The organism is Castellaniella sp. MT123 (assembly GCF_039614765.1).
GTDB lineage: Bacteria > Pseudomonadota > Gammaproteobacteria > Burkholderiales > Burkholderiaceae_B > Castellaniella.
On record NZ_CP154879.1, the window covers coordinates 90,197 to 110,937 of the forward strand.

Genomic DNA, 20,741 nt, shown 5'->3' on the forward strand with positions numbered 1-20,741 from the left:
CAGTCGGTGAGCGTGGTCTGATTGGTGGGTCTGGGTCATGGCGCGGACCCTTACAGGGCGCCTGCCGCGGCCGGGTTTACAAGGACGCTGCGATCCACGTCCTGGATCCGGGTACGGCCGCAGAACGCCATCGTGACGTCCAGTTCGTTGGCCATGAGTTCCAGCGCCCGGACCACCCCGGCTTCACCGGCGGCGGCCAGCGCGTACAGGAAGGCTCGGCCGATCAGCACGCCGCGTGCGCCCAGCGCCACGGCGCGCAGGATATCCTGACCACTGCGGATGCCCCCGTCCATCAGGACTTCGATCCGGTCGCCGACCGCCTGGGCGATGGCAGGCAGGGCGGCGATGGACGAGGGGGCGCCGTCCAGCTGGCGCCCGCCATGGTTCGACACGATCAGGGCATCGGCCCCGGCATCGACCGCGTGGCGGGCATCCTGCGGGTCCATGACGCCCTTGACGATCAGCTTGCCGCCCCAGCGTTCCTTGATCCAGGCCAGATCGTTCCAGTTCAGCGTCGGGTCGAACTGTTCGACCGTCCAGGATGCCAGCGATCGCATGTCGGCGACGCCGCGCGCATGACCGACGATGTTGCCGAAGCTGCGGCGTTGTGTGCGCAGCATGTCCAGACACCACTGGGGCTTGGTGCCCAGGTTGATCAGGTTGCCCAGGGTGGGACGCGGCGGCGTGGACAGGCCGTTCTTGATGTCCTTGTGGCGCTGGCCCATGACCTGCAGGTCCAGTGTGACGACCAGCGCGGAACATCGTGCCGTGCGGGCGCGGTCGATCAGGCGGCCGATGAAATCGCGGTCGCGCATCACGTACAGCTGAAACCAGAAGGGCCGGCTGGTGTGCGCGGCCACGTCCTCGATCGAGCAGATGCTCATGGTCGACAACGTGAACGGTACGCCGAAGCGTTCAGCCGCCCGGGCCGCCAGGATCTCGCCATCGGCGCGTTGCATGCCCGTCAGGCCCGTGGGCGCCAGGGCCACGGGCATCGCGACGTCTTCCCCCAGCATCCGGCTGCGCAGGCTGCGCTGGGCGATATCCACTGCGACGCGTTGGCGGAACTTCAGCGCCCGCAGGTCCGCCTCGTTGGCCCGATACGTGGATTCCGTCCATGAGCCCGAGTCCATGTAGTCATAAAACATGCGGGGCACGCGCCGCCGGGCGATGCGTTGGAAGTCTTCGATGCAGGTGATCTTGTTCAGGGCAGGCAAGGGGGTCTCCGGTTGTCGGTGCCTGTTTTATACCCCTTTTTGGATAGCCCCGGTGCCGGCGCGCGAAGTCCGCGCGACCGGCGCTGGCGACCCGACGAGACTGCGTTTTATGTCCATCGGGTCGCTGCCCGGCCTGCTTCAGCGCAGGTTGCCGGTGTGGCCCAGCGAGTAGCGTCCGGGTTGCGGCCAGACCGTCAGGCCGTGAGGTTCCTGGCCGACCTTGATCTGGTTGACGGCTCCGGTCTTCGTGTCGATCCGGTAGACCATGTCGTCGAACCGGCCCGACAGCCAGAGCCATTTGCCATCGGCGCTGACGTTGCCCATATCGGGGCTGCCGCCGCCGGGAATCGGCCAGTCGGCGACGATCTTGTCGGTGGCGAAGTCCATGACCGCCACACCGCCCTTGCCTTTAGGTTTGCCATGAATCGCGTGCGTGCCGCGGCTGGTGATGTACAGCGATTTTCCGTCGCGGCTGGGATACAAGCCGTGAGTGCCCAGGCCGACCGGGATGAAGCCGATCACCTTGAATGCGTCGCCATCGACGATGTGCACGCCGTCGGCTTCCATGTCGGCGATGTAGAAGCGCTTGCCGTCGGGCGAGATCCGCACGTCCTGCGGCATGCCTTTCCGGGGCATCTTCATTTTTTTGGCGTGCTTGGCATCAGCCGCGGTTTTTTCCTGCATGCGAGTCGCGGGCATGGGCAACTGCAGATAGCCGATGACCTTGTGGTTGACCATGTCGATCTTGGCCACGCTGCCGTCGAATTCGCAGGTGAACAGCGCGTATTTTCCGTCGATGGAAAAATCCGCGTGGTTCAGGCCGCCGCATTGCGGCACGTCGATGGAATACTGCATGGCCATCGTGTGCGGATCACGGAAGTCCAGCCGCTTGCGCGCTTCGGCCACCACGATGGCGGACTTGCCGTCGGGCGTGAAGTACATGTTGTAGGGATCGTCGACAGCCACTTCCTTGCCAGGTTTGCCCGTAGCGGGATCAATCGGCGTCAGGCTGCCGTCATTGCTGCGCTCGGCATTGTTGGCGACCCACAGGGTACGCAGGTCCCACGAGGGCACCACATGCTGCGGACCCTTGCCGACCTTGAACTTGTCCACGACCTTCAGCGTGTCGGGGTCGATCACGTAGACGTCGTTGGAGCGCAGATTGGGCACGTAGACGCGAGGCAGGTCCTTTTGCACGGCGGCGCTCAGGTGGCCAGGGCCTGTTTCGCTGTAGAGATTGTGCGGATTGATCACTGGCGGCATGCCCGGCACCGTCTGGATGGCGGCTGGTGCAGCCGATGCCTGGGCCGGCGCGGATGCCGCGGTTCCCGCTGCCTGGGCAGCCTGCGCCGCCGACAGGCCGATGGCCAGGATGGCGGCTGCGGACAGGACCGCGCGCGGCGCGGACACTTTTTTCAATACCACGATGAAACTCCCTATTTTTTGGCGGAGTGACTTTGAGAAGAGGGGACTTGAGCCGGGCGGCCTCCGGCCGCGTGCTGTTCGACCTGTCGACGGATGCTGGCGACCGACGTATCGACGATGAGGCGCACGCCGATCTGGCCGAGTTCGGCGCTGGATCGGGTGGGGTTGCCGTAGACCCCGTCGTGCACGGTCCATTGCCCGCCGTGCGGCAGCAGCTGGCTGCGTACCTGGGCAGGGTCCAGCGCCATCGACAAGGATGTATCCGCCAGCCCCGCATGGGTGCCGATTTCGGCCGTGGAATAGCCACGTTTTTTCAATGCGTCGATGAACGCGGTCTGGGTAACCTGGTAGTAATCGAGCAAGGCATAGGCGCGCGCCCGAGGATCCGCCGCCCATTCCTTGTTCAGCCGGGTGGCGGCCTTTGTCTCGTTGCGCTGGTAGCCGCCGTGATCGCCCAGAAAGAAGATGTCCTTGAAGCCGTGCTGCCGGAAGCTGCGGGCGGCCGATTCCAGCACGGATTCGAAGACGGGTTCGGGCACCGAGATGGTGCCTGTGAAGCGCATATGGGCCGTCGGGGGCGTGATCGAACCTTCCGGGACGTAGGCGATGGTCGGCGCCACCACCGCGTTGCCCAGTTCCTGGGCGATCCTGCCGGCCAGGATATGGACGCGGGCATTATGCTTGCCCAGCGCGATGTTCGGTCCGCTTTGCTCGGTGCCGCCGATAGGGATCAGGATGGTGGTGGTGCCCGCCGCGATCCGGTCGCGCAGCTCGGGCGAGGTCATGTCTTCCAGATAGACGGTGGATGGCGCACGAGCCAGGGCGGCGGTGTCGAACCCCGCCACACAAGTCAGGGTCAGGCAGATGGCGGACAGAGTGCGCCAGCGCTGCGGGTGATGCGATCGAAGCATGAAAAGCCGCCTTTGCTCGGAAAAACCGGCAACGACGACCGTGTTGCCCGGGTGCGTGTTTTATACTACCAAGCTGCCGCGACGTGTTTGTCCACCTGTGACGCGGTATCCCGGGTGTTGCGTTCATGCACCGCCGCAGTGTCTCCTTAGTTAAATGGATATAACTTTCCCCTCCTAAGGGAAGATTGCAGGTTCGATTCCTGCAGGAGACGCCAGTACGGCGATCAGCCGTGCTTTATCCAATACATGACGCCCCATATCAAAGGCCATGTCGCCAGACTTACGCAAAGAATGATCGCGAAGCTCCATAGCGCCACAGGATGGGATCGCGGACGATTTGTCGGGCCGTTCGCATCGGCCTGTCGTTGATCCATCATGTTGCCATCGACAGCCGGTCCTGCTGACGACCGAGCAGGTTCGATCGGGCGGGTGACCGTGTCGTGTGCCAAAACAAGTTCAACATCACCAAGTGCGGCATCGAGAGTCGTCTTGCGCGTGAATAAGCTGCCCGCTGGCGGCGCTCCCAAACGCTGACGTTGGCGGCGGATAATGCGGCTTTCGCAAAGGACAAACACGACGCACAACAAAGGCACGACGATGGTCAGCGCCGGTGCCTGGGTATCGACCCAGGTAGACAGGAGCGGGTCCGAAACCGCCAGTTGCCCGGCAATCCAGCCAAGCAAGATGCTGCCGGCAGGGACAAGTTCCGGGTATTTTTGGAACAACCGGTTGACAAACAGGCTCCCGGTCATCAACAGCGGCATGCTCAACAACAGGCCCAGTATCAGATAGACCACATCTCCTTGAGCGACGGCGGCAATCGCAACGACATTGTCCATGCTCATTGCAAAATCCGCCGCGACAACCATGGCTACCGCGGATCCCAAGCTGCCAGCGGCCGATGACCCGGCTTCGTGCGATGGGTCTTCGAGCGCCAGCAGCAGCTTGATCGCAATGACCGCCAATAACACGGCCCCGATCAATTTCAGAAAAGGAACTTCAAGCAGGAAACTGACGACCGTCGTCAGCAGAATACGCGATACGATCGCAATCGCGGTGCCTATCATGATGGCGCGTGCCATCAAGGGCCTTGGCAAAGAACGACAGGCCAATGCAATCACAAGCGCGTTATCGCCGCTCAGGATCAAATCCAGAAAGAAAATCTGGAATATCGCGCTTGGCGCATGGACAAGGCTATTGAATTCCATTGTGGACACCCTGGTGCGCGGGCCGGCAGCCACGGAGAGTTCTCATCCCAGTGCCCCGCTGATACCAGCGTACAAACCGACGCTGGCGGTAATGAGAAAAATAGCCGCTACACAACATGCATAAGCGCCCTTCAGGCGATGCTGCGCGGGTAATTCGTTCCGAGCCAGCCAGTAAAGAAATCCCAACGCCACGGGCAACAACAAGGCGTTGATGACTCCCGTGGCAATCGCCAGGCGCACCAGATTGACGCCCGACGAAACCAGTATGGCGCCCGCCAGCAGCATCAAGCCAAATGCGGCGTAAAACCACGGCGCATCGCGTGGGTGGTCGGCCAGGGAATGGCGTCTGCCAGAAATTTCGCCCATCGCCCACGCGGCGGATAGACACACAACGATGGTAGCGACCAGCGCGCCGCCGCTGAGTGCAATGGCAAAGGTTATCCGCCCGGCGTTTTCGCCTAAAACCGCAGTGAACGCCTGCGCAATTTGCGGCACACTGTCCAGGATCATGCCGCCGCCGTGCGCGCCAAAGGCCGCGGCTGCTGCAATCAGCACGGCTGCTGTAATAATCTGACATAATACAGCGCCGCTGAATGTATCCAGCCGGGCTGCCTTGAGATGAGAAATATCCAGGCCTTTGTCAATCAAGGCCGATTGCTGATAGAAAATGGTCCACGGCATAATGCTGGTGCCCAGATTGGCCGCGAGTAAATATAAATAATTGCGGTCAGTCAAAGGCATGTCCTTCAACTGGGCAAGCATTTGTCCATAATCTGGCCGAGCGTGCCAGGCCACGACAAAAAACGCGAACTCGAAAACACCCAGCACAAGGGCAACCCGCTCGACGGTGTTATAGTTGCCCGAGCACACCATCGCAAATATGGCCAGTGCAACGATGCCAACTGTTTGCCAGACGGGTACCCCGAACAGCTGTCCGACTCCAGCCAGGCCGCTCATTTCGGTGACCAGGGCGCCGAAGCAACTGATGATCAAGGTCACCATGGGCACGGTGGCGACCCAGGGGCCAAAGCGTTTCAAAATCAGCTCGCCATAACCTTTGCCGGTTGACAGTGCAAGCCGGACGGTGAGCTCTTGGGCGACGAACAGCAAGGGAATAATGAGAAGCTGCAGCAGCAGCAGCCGGTAGCCCCACTGGGCTCCGCTCTGGGCGGCGGTAATCACGCTGCCGGCATCGGTATCGGCTAGCATGACGACCAGACCGGGCCCGGCGACAGAAGCAAACCTTTTCAGGCGAGTCAGCGATAAGGTCTGAGTGATCACGGCTTGGGGGTGGCGGGGCCATGCTCGAAGTCGTGCAGCACAGCAGCGTCTGGAGACAACACCAGCGTAATCGCGGAATTGGCCAATGCTTCGCGATAGGTTTGTAACGAACGGTCGAATTTATAGAAGCCGGGGTCGCTGCGGAAAGCATTCGCCATGACGTCGTTGGCTTGTGCGTCGGCCTGGCCATAAATAATGGCGCTTTGGCGCTGAGCTTGCGACAAGATGACGGTACGCTCACTATCGGCTTTTGCGCGTATCTGCTGTGCCCATTCGTTGCCTTGCGCGCGGAGTTGGCTGGCCTCTTGCTGCCGAGCGGATTTCATCCGGTTATAGATGGCTTGGCTGGTTGCCAGAGGCAAATCCGCACGGTGCAATCGGACTTCCGTTACCTGCAAACCCAAAGGCGGCGCGTGCTGCACGACCTCTTGCTGAATCAAGGACGCAATCTTGCCGCGCTCCGACGACAATAGTTCCTGGATCTTGACCTTACCCAGTTCACGGCGCAGCGACGTGCTGACCAATTGCGTCAGTTGTATCCTGGCTTGCTGCTCGGTGCGCACAGACTGGTAAAACCGCAAAGGGTCGGTGATGCGGTATCGGGTATAGGTTTCCACTTCCAGGCGTTTCTCATCGCCCAGAATCACTTCCTCCGGAGGCGGTGCGAGCGTTTGTAGACGATCGTCGTAATACTGCACCGAATCCACCAGCGGCAATTTAAACTTGAGTCCTGGCTGCTCATCCACCTTTATGGCCGCGCCAAGCCGGATGACCAAGGTTTTCTGTCCTTCTTCCACGGTATAAACACTGGAGGACAGCAGCCACAATACGGCTACCGCCGTCACCGCGACCGTAATGCGTATAGCCCGCTGCATCAGTGTGCTCCAGCCGGTTGGACTTTGTCTTGCAACGACATATAAGGCACGACGCCGGACACGCCCTTTCCGGACGAGTCAATCACGACCTTGCCGGCCTTTTTAAACACTTCATCCATGCTTTCCATATAAAGGCGCCATGACGTGACGTCCTTGGCCTTGGTGTAGCTTTGTTCTATTGCTTGAAATTGCTGGGCTTTGCCTTGCGCCAGATTGATGGTCTTGGTTTTGTAGGCCAATGCCTCCTGCATAATGCGATCGGCCTGGCCACGCGCTTTGGGGATGACGTCATTGCTATAGGCTTGAGCCTCATTTCGCTCCCGCTCCTGGTCGGCCCGAGCGCGCTGGACGTCATTGAAAGCGTCAATCACGGCAGACGGCGGGTCTACCCGCTGCATCTGTACCTGCGTCACCAGAATACCGGCATGTTCCTCGTCCAGCCACTTCTGGAGCAAGGTGCGGGTTTCGTCAGCCACCTGCTGGCGCTGATTGGACATGGCCGCTTGAATGGGGGTGTGCGAGACCGTATGGCGTAAGGCACTTTCGGCTGCAATGATTAGCGAGATTTCTGGATCTTTCACCTTGAACAGAAAGTCTCCCGCGTTCTTGATGCGCCAAAACACGGTGCAATCGGCCTCGACAATATTTTCGTCTCCCGTCAGCATCTGCTTTTCGCGCGAATTGGTGCTCTGCGTCTGAGGGCCGCCTTCGTACAAATTGGCCAGATGGATCTGATTGATCTGGGTGACCTTGGGGAGGTAAACAGTTTCTATCGGCCACGGAAAATGGTAATGCAAACCAGGTTCGGTTGTGCTTATCCATTTTCCAAAACGCAGCTCAAGTCCCTGTTCTTCGGGCTGGACCTTGTAGATGCCGCTGGCCAGCCAGGCAATCACGATGAGGGATGAGAGCAACCACAAGCCGCGGCCTTCAAGTCCCAGCACACGCAGGCCATAACGCATTCTGTGAAATAGCCCATTGCCGGTTTGATTGGGCGCGGAGGCATCCGGGTGCGCAGCATCGGGCATAACGCCACCTTCATCATTTTGTGAAGACATGGTGCTTTGAAATACTCGAAATAGGGGAATCCTGGCCCAGGAAAGCCTACATGCTTTTGGGAACTCAGCATTAAATAACAGAAATGCTGAATAAACGCTTAATCGAAGTTTCCGCTGGCTAAGCCGGTTTTTGTAGGTATCCATCATGTGGGTACCGTGATTTCCATCGCTTCAAGAGCCGCCAGTCTGGCCGGCCCCAGACGCCTGCCCATGCGCGTTCAGCGTCGCGCGGCGGGTTCTGTTTCTATTTTGCAACTCGCTATTACTATGTGTTTATTGTATATTTATTTATGTCATAATTGACATGGGTTCATCGGGCCGTACTTTGATTCCCATTTTTTTTGACAGTTTTTGAGGGTGTGTTCCTGCACTTTCATGATGGTTCCCTGAGGTAACGGCCGGATGTCGGCATCGATGTGCACACGGTGCAGTCTTTTTTTGTGGTTGGCGCTTGGTCTGATGGCCGCAGGGGTGGCGGGGGCTGCGCCGCCGGATGCGGCGTCGGTACCCGACATCGCCCTGTATTACCAGGCCGATCCCCCGGCCGATCAGCTCAAGGCCTTCGACATCGTCGTGCTGGATCCGGCCCAGACCCGATTACCGGATGCCGCCGCCAGGCCAGGGCCAAGTCAGTGGTTTGCACGTCTGCGGACAGCGGATCTGATCCAGCTGGTTCGGGATCCGTCCGCTGTCGTCCATGGGCGGCTCGCCACTCTGAAAGCGCAAGGCTACACGGGTTTTCTGCTGGATGACGGGGTTGCCTTGGGCCAGGACGACCCCCAGGCCCGGGAACGCATGCGGCAGGTGCTGCGGATATTCCGGCGACATGACGCGGGCACACCGCTGATTCTGCGCAACCATGTGGATCTGGCCCTCGCCGATGCCAGGCGGCTGCGGGCGGTGGTGGTGGACGGCCTGCATACGCGCGGAATCGTTCGCAATGGGCTGGTGGAGCAGACGTCGCCAGTCTTGCAAGCCCGCGCCCTGGATGATGTCCGCCGTTTGCGGGCAGTCGAAAATCTGCCTGTCGTAACGGTGGATTACTGCAAGCTGCATGATCTGCGCTGTCGCCGGACACGGGCACAGGCGCTCGTGCAAGAGGGGCTGACGCCGTACGTCACGGATCCCGACATGTCGGTGATCGGTGTCGGGGCGCTCGAGGTCTTGCCCCGGAAGATCCTCGTGGTGCAGCCGGTATCCAAGGAACCGATCGATCAGAGCACCGGGGTGCGCTTGTATGCGATGCCCCTGAATCAGTTGGGCTATGCGCTTGATTATGTCGATGTGGACCATCTGCCGGCCCGCCTGACCCGGGACCGGTACGCGGGCGTGGTCGTGGCGCTCAATGATCGGCCTGCCCACCCCCGCGCTTGGCGGGACTGGCTGCTCGACAGGGTCCGCGAAGGCATGCCGGTGGCCGTCATGGGTACGTTTGGTTTCGACGTTGGGCCATTGCAGGCGCGCGCGCTGGATTTGCAGCTCAGTCCGGGGAAACCGGACCCGCTGGCCAGGGTCCGGATTGTGCATCGCGACCCGATCATGGGGTTCGAGACCATGCCGGCCCCCGATCCGCGGGCGCTCAGCGGTTTTCGGGTCGGGTCCGGCGGGCGGGCATTGCTCACGGTGGGGGTGGGCGATCGGCAATATGACATGGCGGGGCTGACGCGATGGGGCGGTTTCGCGCTGGACAACATGACGGTCGTGTCGATTGCCGGTTTGCCCGGCGATCGATGGGTGCTACAGCCGCTCGAATTTTTCCGCCAGGCCCTTCGGTTGCCGCTGATGCCCGTTCCCGTCGTGACGACGGAAAACGGCGTGCGGCTTTTATTCGTTCATATCGACGGCGACGGCTTTGCGTCCAAGGCGGAATTCCCGGGGAACCAGTTCAGTGCGCAAGTGCTGCGGGACAGGATACTGAAGAAATACCCGATTCCCCATACCGTGTCCGTGATCCAGGGCGAGATTGGCCGCGACGGCATGTATCCTCGGCTGTCGGGCACGCTGGAACAGTATGCGCGCGAGATATTCGCCCTGCCCAACGTGGAACTGGCCAGCCATACGTTCTCGCATCCCTTCGAGTGGGACAAAGTCGAAGGCTCTCAAGCGGGGCGCGCCGATATCGAACAGAATCAAAGCGAGGGATCGTTCTATCTGAAGATTCCAGGGTATACGTTCGATCTCGACAAGGAAATCAGCGGGTCGATCGACTACATCAATACGCGTCTGGCCCCCCCGGGGAAGCGGGTGCTTGTCCTTCAGTGGTCGGGGGACGCCATGCCTTCGGCGCGTGCGTTGGCCAAGACCGCGCAGGCGGGTGTCCTGAACATCAATGGCGGGGATACGACCATCACCGAGGCGAACAAGACCTGGACGGCAATCGCGCCTATCGGTGTTTCCAAGGGGCCTGGCGATTCGCATTACCAGGTCTATGTGGGCGCGATGAACGAGAACGTCTACACCGACGACTGGCAGGGACCCTACTATGGCTATCGCAATGTCCGGCAAACCTTCGCGCTGACCGGATCCCCAATCCGGTTCAAGCCGATCAACCTCTACTATCATTTCTACTCCGCCACCAAGATCGCTTCCTTGAAGGCGCTCGAACAATCCTATGATTTTGCGCTGAGGGAGCCGGTTTATCCCATCTACACCAGTGAATACATCCACCGGGTACTGGATTGGCGGCATGTGGCTGTTGGGCGCAAGGGCGGCCGCTGGCTCATCCAGTCCGGCGAGTGGCTGCGGGAGCTGCGCTGGCCGCGCCAGCAGGTGCCGAGGCTCGACGGATCCCGGAATATCGCAGGGTACTGGCCGGGTCCGGATGGCACCTATGTCCACATGGGGGCATCCCGCGCCGCGTTCGCGCTGGCCGACCAGGATCGCGGACGGTATCCGCAGGTGGCCGAAGCGGCCGGCATGATCCGGTCCTTCCAGCGGGAAGGCCGCAATATGCGGTTTCGGTTCGGCGGATATTACCGGCCCTTCCTGGTTCTGAAAGGGGCCGATGGCTGCCGGGTTCAGGTGGACGGAGAACATAGATCAGCCAGGCAAACGATCTGGCTGAGCGGCACGGCGGCCAAACCGGTTCAGGAGCATCAGGTCGAGGTGTCGTGTGACTGATTCTCCCGCAGCCGAGCCTCGTCTGGTTTCGCCCTGGCTGCTGGCGGCGTTGGCCATCCTGGTTTTGCTGATGCTGGCGCTTGCGCGACCGGAGATGGGGCGCATGGCCCGGGATCTAGTGTCCGGCAAACCGTCGGATCTGTCCATTTCGTACCTCGATGCCTGGCTGCGGGTCCAGCCGGATTCGCCCCGATTGCAGGAGATCCTGGCGCGGCAGTATCTCGGGTTGGGCCGGTGGGACGATGCCTATCGTGCCGCGGTGCGCCTCGATGCGATCGGGGATGCGACGACCCGTCAGGCCGCCATGAGGCTGCAGGTCAGGGCGGTGGCGCAAAAGACCTTCGAGCATCCTGTTTCGGATCCGGAGCGGACCGTACAGAAGAGCAGACTGATCAAGCTGTTGCATGATCTGGCGGGACGGGACATGGACGTCCCGACCATGGCCTATCTTGCCGGCACCGCGTATTCGATCGGTGCCGGGGATGTCAGCCTCGTCTTGTATCGGCGGTTAGCCAGGACGGACGTTCCGCGGGCGGGGCAATGGTATGCCACCCTGGGCCAGGTGGCGCAATCGTCGGGGCAGTACGAGCTGGCGGCCCAGGCGTATTTCAGCGCCCAGCAGCGGTCGGGGTCGCTGTCCGGACAACGTGAGAATTTCCTGGCGGCATTGCGCGCCCTGGAATCGGGAAACCAGGCTGACCGGGCGTGTGATCTGGCCGAAAAATACCTGGGCGCCCTGGCCGACGATCCTCATGTCCTGCGGTTTCTGATCCGGCTGGCCGAGCAGGCGGGCAGGGCGGACATGGTCCGGCATTACGGCAGGGCGCTCGCGCGTCAGCTTGCTTTGGGCCCCCGATATCTGGATGGTGAGCGGGGAGCGATCCTGTCGGGCTGGATGCCGTCGGGGAACCTTTATCGAGTGGCCGATGCGCCGGTCGGGCAAACCCCCGCCCAGGTGCGGACTCACGAGGACTACGAGCTGCTGTATCGCGTTTTCGTCGAAAGCGGATCTTTGCAGGATGCCATGGATATCGCCCAGCGGGCCTTGCGCAAGCCCTTTCTGGACCGACGCGTCTGGTTGCCGCGTCTGGCGCAGGTGGCCGAATGGGATGGGCAGCCCAAGACTGCCCTGGCCGCATGGTTCGCGGCTGGGCGCGAGTTCGACGATGCCGCCGCCTGGGGCCGCGTTCTGCGGATGGCACCGCAGCTGGGCGACGATGCCATGTATCTGCAGGCCTTGCTGCATGCGCCGCCACAGTCGCTGCCCGAGGGGGTGGATCTGGTGACCGAAGTCGTGGCGGCCTACGAACGGCTCGGCGATCCCGAGGAGGGGCTCGGCTATCTGAAGCAGCAGCTCGGCCACGGGCAGGATCGCCACGTGCTGGAGCTACAGGCCGCCCTGGCCCTACGGGCCGGCGATGATGCACTGTCGCTGGATACCTGGAAGCAGCTGCAGCGGCGCTATGGGCCGGACCCATCTTATGCATTGCATGAAGCAGCACTCTTGTATGCCCACGGGCAGCCCCAGGATGCCCTGCAGTCTTTGCGGCAAGCTCAGGCAGCCGCAGCCGGACACGCCGCGCCTGCGGACTTTTGGGATTCCTACGTCGGTCTGGCGCGCCTGCTGGGCGATGATGCGGATGTTCAGCGCGGCATGCGGGGCCAGCTCGCGCAGGGGCGGGCGGATAAGGATGACTTCGCCGGCATGCTGTATTTTTACAGCGGCCACCCGATCGATGTCGGCCGGGTGGCCGAAGCCGCCTATCGCCGGACGGGTTCGCTGGCTGATCTTCAGCTGGCCATCGAGTCCTATCACCAGGTCCATGCCTGGTCCCGCATCGGGATGCTCCTGACCAATTTGAATGCGTCGCAGCAAACCGCTTTCGAAGCGTCTTCCGGTTTGCTGGAGGCGCGTGCGGCCTATCGGCAGGCAACGGGACAGCCGGCCGCCGCGCTGAACGATCTGCGGCGGGCATATCGGTTGCCGGGAAGCCAGCCTGGCACCGGGATTTCCTATCTCTGGGCCTTGCTGGCCGACGGCGATCTGGATTCCGTGCGAACGGTCGCCGGGGATCTGGCACGGAGGCACGGCAGCGAACCGGAATACGCGTCGGTCCTCGCGGCTGCGTCGCTGCAGCTTGGCCGGCCCCGCCAGGCGCTCAGGTATATGGATCTCGAGGGGGTGCGGGATCGGCAGGATCCGCTGTGGCTGATCACCTACGCGGATGCGCGCGAGGCGGTGGGCCAGCCGGAGATGGCCTGGCGGATCCGCCGGCAGGCATGGCGCTTATTGCTGCAACGACGCGAAAGCCAGGGTGGCTCGCAGGATGAGCGGGACGCACTGATCAGCCTGGCGCAAACCTATCGGGCGGGGGACGTCTCTTTGGGTCTGCTGATACGGCGATTGCGCGAGGGTGCCCCCGATACGCTGAAGCGGGCGGTTGCGCGGTCGCTGCTGGGCGATACACCGGGAGTGCCCCGCCTGGCCAGCCTCTCGCCGGCGGAGGCGTCTTCCGGCGTCGATCATGTCCGGCATGTCGATGCCGCAGCGCGTGCGCTCGTCCTGGCGTGGGCCATGAGCGGCGAACATCAGGCCCTGGCTCGCGCCTGGCTGGCGGATCGGTATGTGGCGGACATGCTCAAGCCTGATAACGTTCGTCTGGCCCTGGCGCTGCAGGATGATGATCGCGCGGCACTGGCGGATGTCCTGACGCGCAATGCGGCGGCGCTGACCAGCGACGCGAGAATCCAGGCTCTGGACAGACTGCATCGCGTGCCAGAGGCACAATCCCTGGCCTTCGAAACATTCGAGCAAGCGCCCGATCACGATGAGCACGCTGAAGTCTGGCGGGATGTGGCGATGCGTCATCGGCCCTCGGCGGGACTTGCGATGGATTTTTCATCGGTCGGCGACCTGAAGACCCGCTCCGCGATCCTGGACGCCGGCCTCGCGCTGGCCAGCGGCCTGCGGCTCAAGGTTCAGCGCATCGATCGCTGGTATGCCAGTCGCGACGACAGCACCTTGCCCGGGGTCCCCGCGCGCGATCGCAGCAGCAGCCTGAGCTTGCTGCACGCGGGACGTGACCATGACGACGCGTTGCAGCTCGGATGGCGCCAGGGACTGAGCGCATTCGGGATGGCTCGCGCATCGACCGATTGGGTGCTGAGCGACTATTGGCGGGTGAGCGCCTCGGCGGGCGTCAATCAGGACACCGATATCACGTCCATCATGACGGTCGGCGGCAGCCGGGACTTCGGTTCGCTCGGATTGTCCTGGGATAGCCAGCATGACTGGTTTGCCAATGGCAGCGTCGAGATGGACCGATACCGGGCGCAAGGCGGCGCGACGGTTGGAACAGGGCGCGGATTTCTTGGCACCGTCGGCTATCACCTGCGGATGGACGGGCCGCCGCTCAATCTCGAGACCCGGTTCAGTCATTGGAATTACGCTGCCAGGGCGGGGCCGGTCCCCGAATTGGCCCGCATGATGCCTGACCAGAAAGTGCCGGATGCCGCCGATCTGATGCCGGCCGATTCCAGACAATATGGACTTGCGCTCACCTTGGGCGACGAACGTCGCGATCGGTATCAGCGAGGATGGCGGCCGTTTCTGGAGTTGTCCTGGATGCATGACCGGCAGCAAGGTTGGGGCCTGGGGGTGCTGGGTGGGCTGGGCGGCAGCGTTCTGGGTCGGGACCGTCTGGGCATTTATGCCTTGCATGAGGCCGCCGGGCAGGGAGGTGGCCAGCCCACCACCCGTGTGGGTCTGTTTTATCGCTTGTTCTATTAACGATCTTTTTTTTGGGGTTCATGATGATTCGGACACTGCGGGTTTGTTTCTTCGTCCTGGGTGCCGCTCTGGGGCTGAGCGCCTGTTCAACCGTGGATATGGCGCCGGCTCCCGATATTCAGCGCCAGGACGCGATAGCGGTCCTGCCGATGGCCAACTACACGGAAACCCCGGAGGCGGGGCATCGCGCCGCCAGCATCGCCTTTGGCATTCTGCAGACACAGGGACACGCCGAGGTGCTGCGCAATGCGGATCAGGATGCGGGTGATCCGCTTTTCGGTGACGCCCGGACTCTGGCTCAATCCTTGGAATGGGCGCGCCAGACGCATGCCCGTTATGCCCTTGCCGGATCGGTACAGGAATGGCGCTACAAGGTCGGTGTGGATGGCGAACCGGCGATTGGCCTTGGGTTCAGCCTGATCGACCTGCAAAGCGGGGCGACCATCTGGAGCGCGACCGGCAGCCGCACTGGCTGGAGCCGATCGAGTCTGTCGGGTGTGGCGCAGAGTCTGGTGCGCAGCTTGCTGGATCCGCTACGTCCCCGGAATCGTTGAGCCGCCATGAGCTTACGTCCCACCGGCAGCGGCCGCCGACGCAATCCGGGTGATTCCGAAAGGCAGCCGCATTGGCAACGATGGCTGATGCCCTCGGCGCACGGTTTTCTTCCCTTGATCGAGATCGTCGTCGGGATGGCGGCCGCCACGCTGCTGCTGGCGTTCCTGAGTCCCGAGGACCCATTGCTGCTGCGGCTGGGTTTCCCCTGGCTGGGGGTCTATGCCCTGATCTTCTCCCTGCGCTACGGTGCCTTGCTGGGCGCCGTCGGGGGGGGATTCCTGCTGCTGGACTGGTGGGTGTTCTATGGCGCGGGTGGCCAGTTTCCGAAGGACTATTTCGCCGGCACCTTCGTGATGCTGATCTTCGTGGGCCATTTCGCCGACCGCTGGATAGCGCGGCTGGGGCGCGAGACCAGCGCCAACCGCTATCTGAACAGCCGGCTGGTGTCCGTCACCAACAGCCATTATCTGTTGCGGGTCTCGCATGACCGGCTGGAGAAGGAACTCCTCTCCCGGCCGACTTCCCTGCGCGATACGCTTGCCCGCCTGCGGGCGGGGGTCGTGCCGGGATCGTCGGACGAAGCTCTGCCGCATGCGCGCGCATTTCTCGATTACCTGGCCTCGGTCACGCAGATCAATCAGGCTGCGATGTTTGCCGTGCACGATGGGACTGCCGTCTTGCAAGCCTGTGCGACGGTGGGTCCGGATTTCCCGCTGGACGTGCAGGATCCGCTGGTCCAGGAATGCCTGGAAAAGGGCAAGCTGGCGCACTTGCGAGAGCTGGATGGCCGGGAGTCGGGATATCTGATCTGTGCGCCGGCGCGTACCGCGGCGGGAGAGTGCCTGGGGATTCTGGTGATCCGACGTATGTTCTTCATGGCGTTGAACTCGGATACCCTGCAGCTGATTCAGGTCATGCTGGCCTATTATGCGGATAGTTTGCGCGACCAGCCGCTGATTCGCAGCGTGCAGCGGCAAGTCCCGGATTGTCCGCCCGATTTTGCGCTGGAACTCTGCCGCCTGGCACATCTGGCACGCGAGAACGGTCCGGTGTCGCAGCTGGTGGCGCTGGTGTTCCGGCGCGATGGGACCGACCGCCCCGTGTTCGCTCAGATGGTCCGGCAGCGCCGTGCCCTGGATCTGGCCTGGCCGCTGGAAACAGAGCAGGCGCAGGTCTTGGTGGTGCTGCTGGTGCTGGCCGGAGAGCAGGGAGTCAATGGATATGTGGCGCGCATGGAAGCTTCCTTGCAGGCTCAGTTCGGCCTGGATTTCGAACAGGCGCGCATCGGGGTGTACAACCAGGCCGTGGATTCGGATGACCCGGGGCTCACCTTGCAGCGGTTCATGTCCCAGTGGGATCGGTCATGATTCGGCGGGATATTCCGCGGGCGGTGGGTTGGGGCGGGGTGGCGCTGCTGGTGCAGGCCTTCGCTCTGGGCCAACTGGGCGATCCGTCAGGCAGCGCCGTCGCTCCTTTGCTGCGATTCTGGGGGCTGCAGGCGGTGGCTGCGCTATCGAGCGCCGCGTGCTTTTTCCACTGTATGCCGCTTCGCATGCGGCATCCGGCCTGGAAGCCGCTGCTGTTCAACACGAGTTTCATCCTCTTTCTGCCGGTCGGCGGGCAGCTGGTGCTGGGCGGAACGCTGCTGATGCGCGCGCTGCTGCCGAGCGGGGGCCGGCGGCTGGATGTCGCGACGATCGAAATGCCGTCCTTCGAGCCCAAGCTGCTGGATCGTGTCCGTCCCGGCGCGGCTTCGCGGGCCCGCAATCAGGTCAGCCATCCGGTTGTGCAGGTGCAGGAACGGATGGCCGCCATGATGGCGATCAGGACCTTGCCCTTGCATGTCACGGGCGAGCTCTTGCGAAGCCTGCTGGGGGATTCCCAGGATGAGGTCCGCCTGCTCGCTTACGGCATCATGGACCGGGAGGAGAAACGCATCATGCAGCGGATCACCGAGGCTCAGGCGCGTCTGGGACATCGCAGCGGCACCCGTTGGGCTGCCGTGGATCACGCCCGTCTGGCGGAACTCTATTGGGAGCTGGTTTATCACGGACTGGTTCAGGGGGATATGCGCCGCTATACACGGGACCAGGCGGTGAATCATGCCCGGGAAGCGCTGGAATTGCGTCCGGGGCTGGCAGGCATCCATTTTCTGCTGGGGCGGGTGGCCCTGGCCGATGGGCACCCAGATCAGGCGCGGGAACATTTTCAGGCCGCGCGCCAGCATGGCATGCGGGAGGCGCGACTGGCGCCCTGGGTGAGCGAGGCCCTTTTCCAGGAAGGCCGGTTTTCCGAGATCGGACCATGGATGCGGCAGGTCGGGGAAATGGGGGGCAGCAGTCAATTGGCGTCGGTTTCCAGGTACTGGGCATGAAACACATCACAGCGCGCCGCGGCAAGCAGGCGGACATCGCCTTATTGCTTGAGGGTACGTACCCTTATGTGACGGGGGGCGTCTCTTCCTGGGTGGCCGACATGTTGCGGGCGTATCCGCAGTACCGCTTTGCCATTGTGTTCATCGGCGGCCGGGCGGCGGATTACGGAGCGCCGCGCTATGCGCTGCCCGACAACGTCGTCCATTTCGAGGAGGTTTTCCTGTTCGATCCGGATCGCCAGGTTCCCGTGGATGAGCCGCCGCGATGTCCGCAGGCCGCCATGCAGCGGATTTTCGATCTGCACGATGATTTCGGCCTGATGGGAAAGGAAACCGGGATCCGGTTGGCCGATGTGTTGCCGCTGATCGTTCCCGGCGGGCCCGTCACCGAGCAGCTCTTCCTGCATGGACAGCAATCCTGGGACGAAATACGGGCGCGTTACGAACAATTCTGCACCGATCCGTCGTTCACGGATTATTTCTGGACTGTGCGGATCATGCACATTCCTCTCTGGAAGCTGATTCGGGTGGCCGAGACCCTGATTCCGGTCAAAGTCTGTCACGCGGTGTCGACGGGGTATGCGGGATTTTTGGGGGCGCTGCTGCATATCCGGCGGCAGATCCCCTTGCTGTTATCCGAACACGGGATTTATACGAAGGAACGCCAGATCGATCTGTTCCAGAGCGAATGGATTCACGACAACCGGTCGCTGCTGGAGCGCAATTTCGTGCAGGTCCCGTATTTCCAGGAACTCTGGATGCGCTTTTTCCGCACGCTGGGGGCGATGACCTATGACGCCGCGGCAATTGTTTCGGCCCTGTACGAGGGCAATCGAGCGCGTCAGATACAGGATGGCGCCGCACCGGACCGGACCCGCGTGATTCCCAACGGCATCGAGATCGATCGCTATCGGCCTTTGCGGGACCAGCGGCCTGCCGTGGCTCCCCCGGTGGCCGTGCTGATCGGCAGGGTCGTGCCGATCAAGGATGTCAAGATGTTCATCCGCGCGATCTTCATCGGCGCGCGTCGACAGGCTGATCTCCAGGGCTGGATCGTCGGTCCGGAGGATGAGGATCCCGATTACGTGCAGGAATGCCGGGCGTTGATTGCCGCGCTGGGGTTGCAGGACCGCGTGCAGCTACTGGGTTTTCGCGACGTGCGCGAAATTTTGCCGCAGGCCGGTCTCGTCGTGCTCAGTTCGATCAGCGAGGGTTTGCCGCTGGTGATCCTGGAGGCCTATGCGGCAGGCGTACCGGTGGTGGCGACCGACGTCGGAGCCTGTCGCGAACTGATCGAAGGACAGGGATCGGAAGACCAGGCGATCGGCCCGTCGGGCCGGATCGTCCAGATGGCGGATTCTGTTGGGCTGTCCGACGCCATGCTCGAGATGCTGGGCGACCCGCAGGCTTGGCGCCAGGCGCAGCAGGCAGGCATCGAACGCGTCGAGCGCTATTACTCGCGCGCCCGCATGGTCGACACGTATTCGCGCCTCTATCAGGATCTCGGCGCCGGGGCGGGCCATCATCCGAAGCACCAGGAGGCGCCATGGCCGGAATAGGATTCGAGTTGCGCAGGATTCTTGCGCGCGACACGCTTGGCAGCACGATCAAAGCCTATTTTTATGCGGGGATGATCAGCTCGGGCCCGTTCATTCTGTCAATTCTGGGAACCCTGCTGATCGGTCTGCTGACGACCTCCGTGGTCGATCCGCCAGCCAAGGTCGCGCAATTTCAGGTGTCGGTCACGTATCTGATCGCGGTCAGCCTGATTTTGTCCGGTTGTTTTCAGCTGGCCTTTACCCGCTTCATGTCGGATCGCCTGTTCGCGCGTCAGGATAACCTCGTGCTGCCTTGCTACAACGGCGTGTGCCTGGCGGTGACCCTTCTGTGCGGCGGGGTCGGCCTGGTATTGACGTTCACGGCCTTTTCCGGGCAATCGTGGGCGTATCGTATCCTGATGTTGATGGGGCTGGTGACCTTGGGCAATATCTGGATGGCGGTGATTTTCCTGGTCAGCGTCAAGCAATATCGTTCGATCCTGCTGATCTTCGCCATAGGCTACGGACTGGCCGTCCTGTGTTCCGTGGGTTTGCACCGCTACGGCACTGAAGGCCTGCTGGGGGGCGTCGTGATCGGGCATCTCGCGCTGCTTCTGGGCGCCAATGGGTTGATCTGGTACAACTATCCGTCGGACCATTATTTGAGCAGCGGTTTTTTCCGTCGAGACGCCTTGTATTACAGCCTGGTGTTCGTGGGGTTGTTCTTCAACCTGGGCGTCTGGGTCGACAAGTTCATGTTCTGGTATTCGTCCGCGGGACAGGATGTCATCGGGCCGCTGCGCGCCTCGTTGATCTACGATATTCCGATTTTTCTCGCCTATCTGTCCGTCATACCGGGCATGGCGATGTTCCTGCTGCGGATCGAGGCTGACTTTGTCGAGTACTACCATGCGTTCTATCAGGCGATTCTCGATGGTGGAACATTGGCGGAGATCGATCTGATGCATGGCAATATGGTCCGCAGCGCCCGGGAAGGGCTCTATGAAATCCTCAAGATCCAGGCGCTGGTCTGCCTGCTGATCGTGGCCTTCGGCCGGCCGCTGCTGCAGGTGCTTGGGATCTCCGACCTGTACATGCCTTTGCTGCAGATCGACGTGGTGGCCGCCGGCCTTCAGGTGCTGTTCCTGGGGGTGATGAACATCTTCTTTTATCTTGATCGGCGGGATATCGTCTTGTGGCTGAGCGCGCTGTTTCTGGTGCTGAATGCCGGCCTGACGGGGCTGACCCTGTGGCTCGGCCCCGCCTATTTCGGTTTCGGATTCGCTGGCGCGCTGCTGATCGTTTCGGTGGTCGCCGTTTACTGCCTGGACCGCTGCTTTGGCCGCTTGCAGTTTCGAACCTACATGATGCAGCAATATGGCTAGACGC

At 62.1% G+C, this 20,741-nt stretch carries 14 protein-coding genes and 1 tRNA gene; 8 read left to right on the plus strand and 7 right to left on the minus strand.

The window, feature by feature from the left end; genetic code table 11:
- Window positions 1-50: 50 nt before the first annotated feature.
- From ABCV34_RS00430 to ABCV34_RS00440, 3 genes are all read right to left on the minus strand, one after another.
- Window positions 51-1,217 (minus strand): alpha-hydroxy acid oxidase, encoded by a 1,167-nt coding sequence (locus tag ABCV34_RS00430; RefSeq protein WP_345797282.1) that lies wholly within the window; start codon window positions 1,215-1,217, stop codon window positions 51-53.
- Between the two features lie 138 nt (window positions 1,218-1,355).
- Entirely contained in the window at window positions 1,356-2,480 is a 1,125-nt protein-coding gene (locus ABCV34_RS00435) for a YncE family protein (protein ID WP_345798650.1), read from the minus strand.
- Between the two features lie 173 nt (window positions 2,481-2,653).
- Window positions 2,654-3,553, minus strand: coding sequence for a creatininase family protein (locus ABCV34_RS00440; protein WP_345797283.1), 900 nt, complete (start codon window positions 3,551-3,553; stop codon window positions 2,654-2,656).
- A 140-nt stretch (window positions 3,554-3,693) separates the two neighbouring features.
- Here ABCV34_RS00440 and ABCV34_RS00445 point away from each other — a divergent pair.
- A tRNA-Arg gene (locus ABCV34_RS00445) sits at window positions 3,694-3,768 on the plus strand.
- 9 nt (window positions 3,769-3,777) lie between these two features.
- Here ABCV34_RS00445 and ABCV34_RS00450 read toward each other — a convergent pair.
- The 4 genes from ABCV34_RS00450 to hflK all read right to left on the minus strand — a co-directional run bounded on the left by ABCV34_RS00450 (window position 3,778) and on the right by hflK (window position 8,122).
- Window positions 3,778-4,761 (minus strand): TerC family protein, encoded by a 984-nt coding sequence (locus ABCV34_RS00450; protein ID WP_345797284.1) that lies wholly within the window; start codon window positions 4,759-4,761, stop codon window positions 3,778-3,780.
- Between the two features lie 42 nt (window positions 4,762-4,803).
- On the minus strand, window positions 4,804-5,970 hold the full coding sequence (locus ABCV34_RS00455) for a divalent metal cation transporter (RefSeq protein ID WP_345797285.1): 1,167 nt from the start codon (window positions 5,968-5,970) through the stop codon (window positions 4,804-4,806).
- Window positions 5,971-6,038: 68 nt separating this feature from the next.
- Entirely contained in the window at window positions 6,039-6,917 is an 879-nt protein-coding gene (locus ABCV34_RS00460; RefSeq protein WP_345797286.1) for a protease modulator HflC, read from the minus strand.
- Window positions 6,917-8,122 carry an FtsH protease activity modulator HflK gene (gene hflK, locus ABCV34_RS00465; RefSeq protein WP_345797287.1) on the minus strand — a complete coding sequence of 402 codons (1,206 nt, stop codon included), beginning with the start codon at window positions 8,120-8,122 and terminating at the stop codon, window positions 6,917-6,919. The genes ABCV34_RS00460 and hflK overlap by 1 nt, the downstream gene beginning before the upstream one ends.
- Before the next feature lie 312 nt (window positions 8,123-8,434).
- On the opposite strand from hflK, the gene ABCV34_RS00470 reads away from it, so the two are divergent.
- From ABCV34_RS00470 to pelG, 7 genes are read left to right on the plus strand one after another with little or no spacing between them, the layout of a single operon-like run.
- Window positions 8,435-11,095, plus strand: a complete 2,661-nt coding sequence (locus ABCV34_RS00470; RefSeq protein ID WP_345797288.1) for a sugar ABC transporter — start codon at window positions 8,435-8,437, stop codon at window positions 11,093-11,095.
- A complete protein-coding gene (locus ABCV34_RS00475; RefSeq protein ID WP_345797289.1) occupies window positions 11,088-14,885 on the plus strand; it encodes a tetratricopeptide repeat protein in 3,798 nt (1,265 codons plus the stop codon). The genes ABCV34_RS00470 and ABCV34_RS00475 overlap by 8 nt, the downstream gene beginning before the upstream one ends.
- 20 nt (window positions 14,886-14,905) lie before the next feature.
- On the plus strand, window positions 14,906-15,439 hold the full coding sequence (locus tag ABCV34_RS00480; RefSeq protein ID WP_345797290.1) for a penicillin-binding protein activator LpoB: 534 nt from the start codon (window positions 14,906-14,908) through the stop codon (window positions 15,437-15,439).
- 6 nt (window positions 15,440-15,445) lie between these two features.
- Complete coding sequence (locus tag ABCV34_RS00485; RefSeq protein ID WP_345797291.1) at window positions 15,446-16,807, plus strand: PelD GGDEF domain-containing protein; 1,362 nt, start codon at window positions 15,446-15,448, stop codon at window positions 16,805-16,807.
- Entirely contained in the window at window positions 16,804-17,814 is a 1,011-nt protein-coding gene (locus ABCV34_RS00490) for a hypothetical protein (protein WP_345797292.1), read from the plus strand. Before ABCV34_RS00485 ends, ABCV34_RS00490 begins: the two co-directional genes overlap by 4 nt.
- Window positions 17,811-19,373 (plus strand): GT4 family glycosyltransferase PelF, encoded by a 1,563-nt coding sequence (gene pelF, locus ABCV34_RS00495; RefSeq protein ID WP_345797293.1) that lies wholly within the window; start codon window positions 17,811-17,813, stop codon window positions 19,371-19,373. The genes ABCV34_RS00490 and pelF overlap by 4 nt, the downstream gene beginning before the upstream one ends.
- Window positions 19,361-20,737, plus strand: coding sequence for an exopolysaccharide Pel transporter PelG (gene pelG / locus ABCV34_RS00500; RefSeq protein WP_345797294.1), 1,377 nt, complete (start codon window positions 19,361-19,363; stop codon window positions 20,735-20,737). The genes pelF and pelG overlap by 13 nt, the downstream gene beginning before the upstream one ends.
- Window positions 20,738-20,741: the final 4 nt, after the last annotated feature.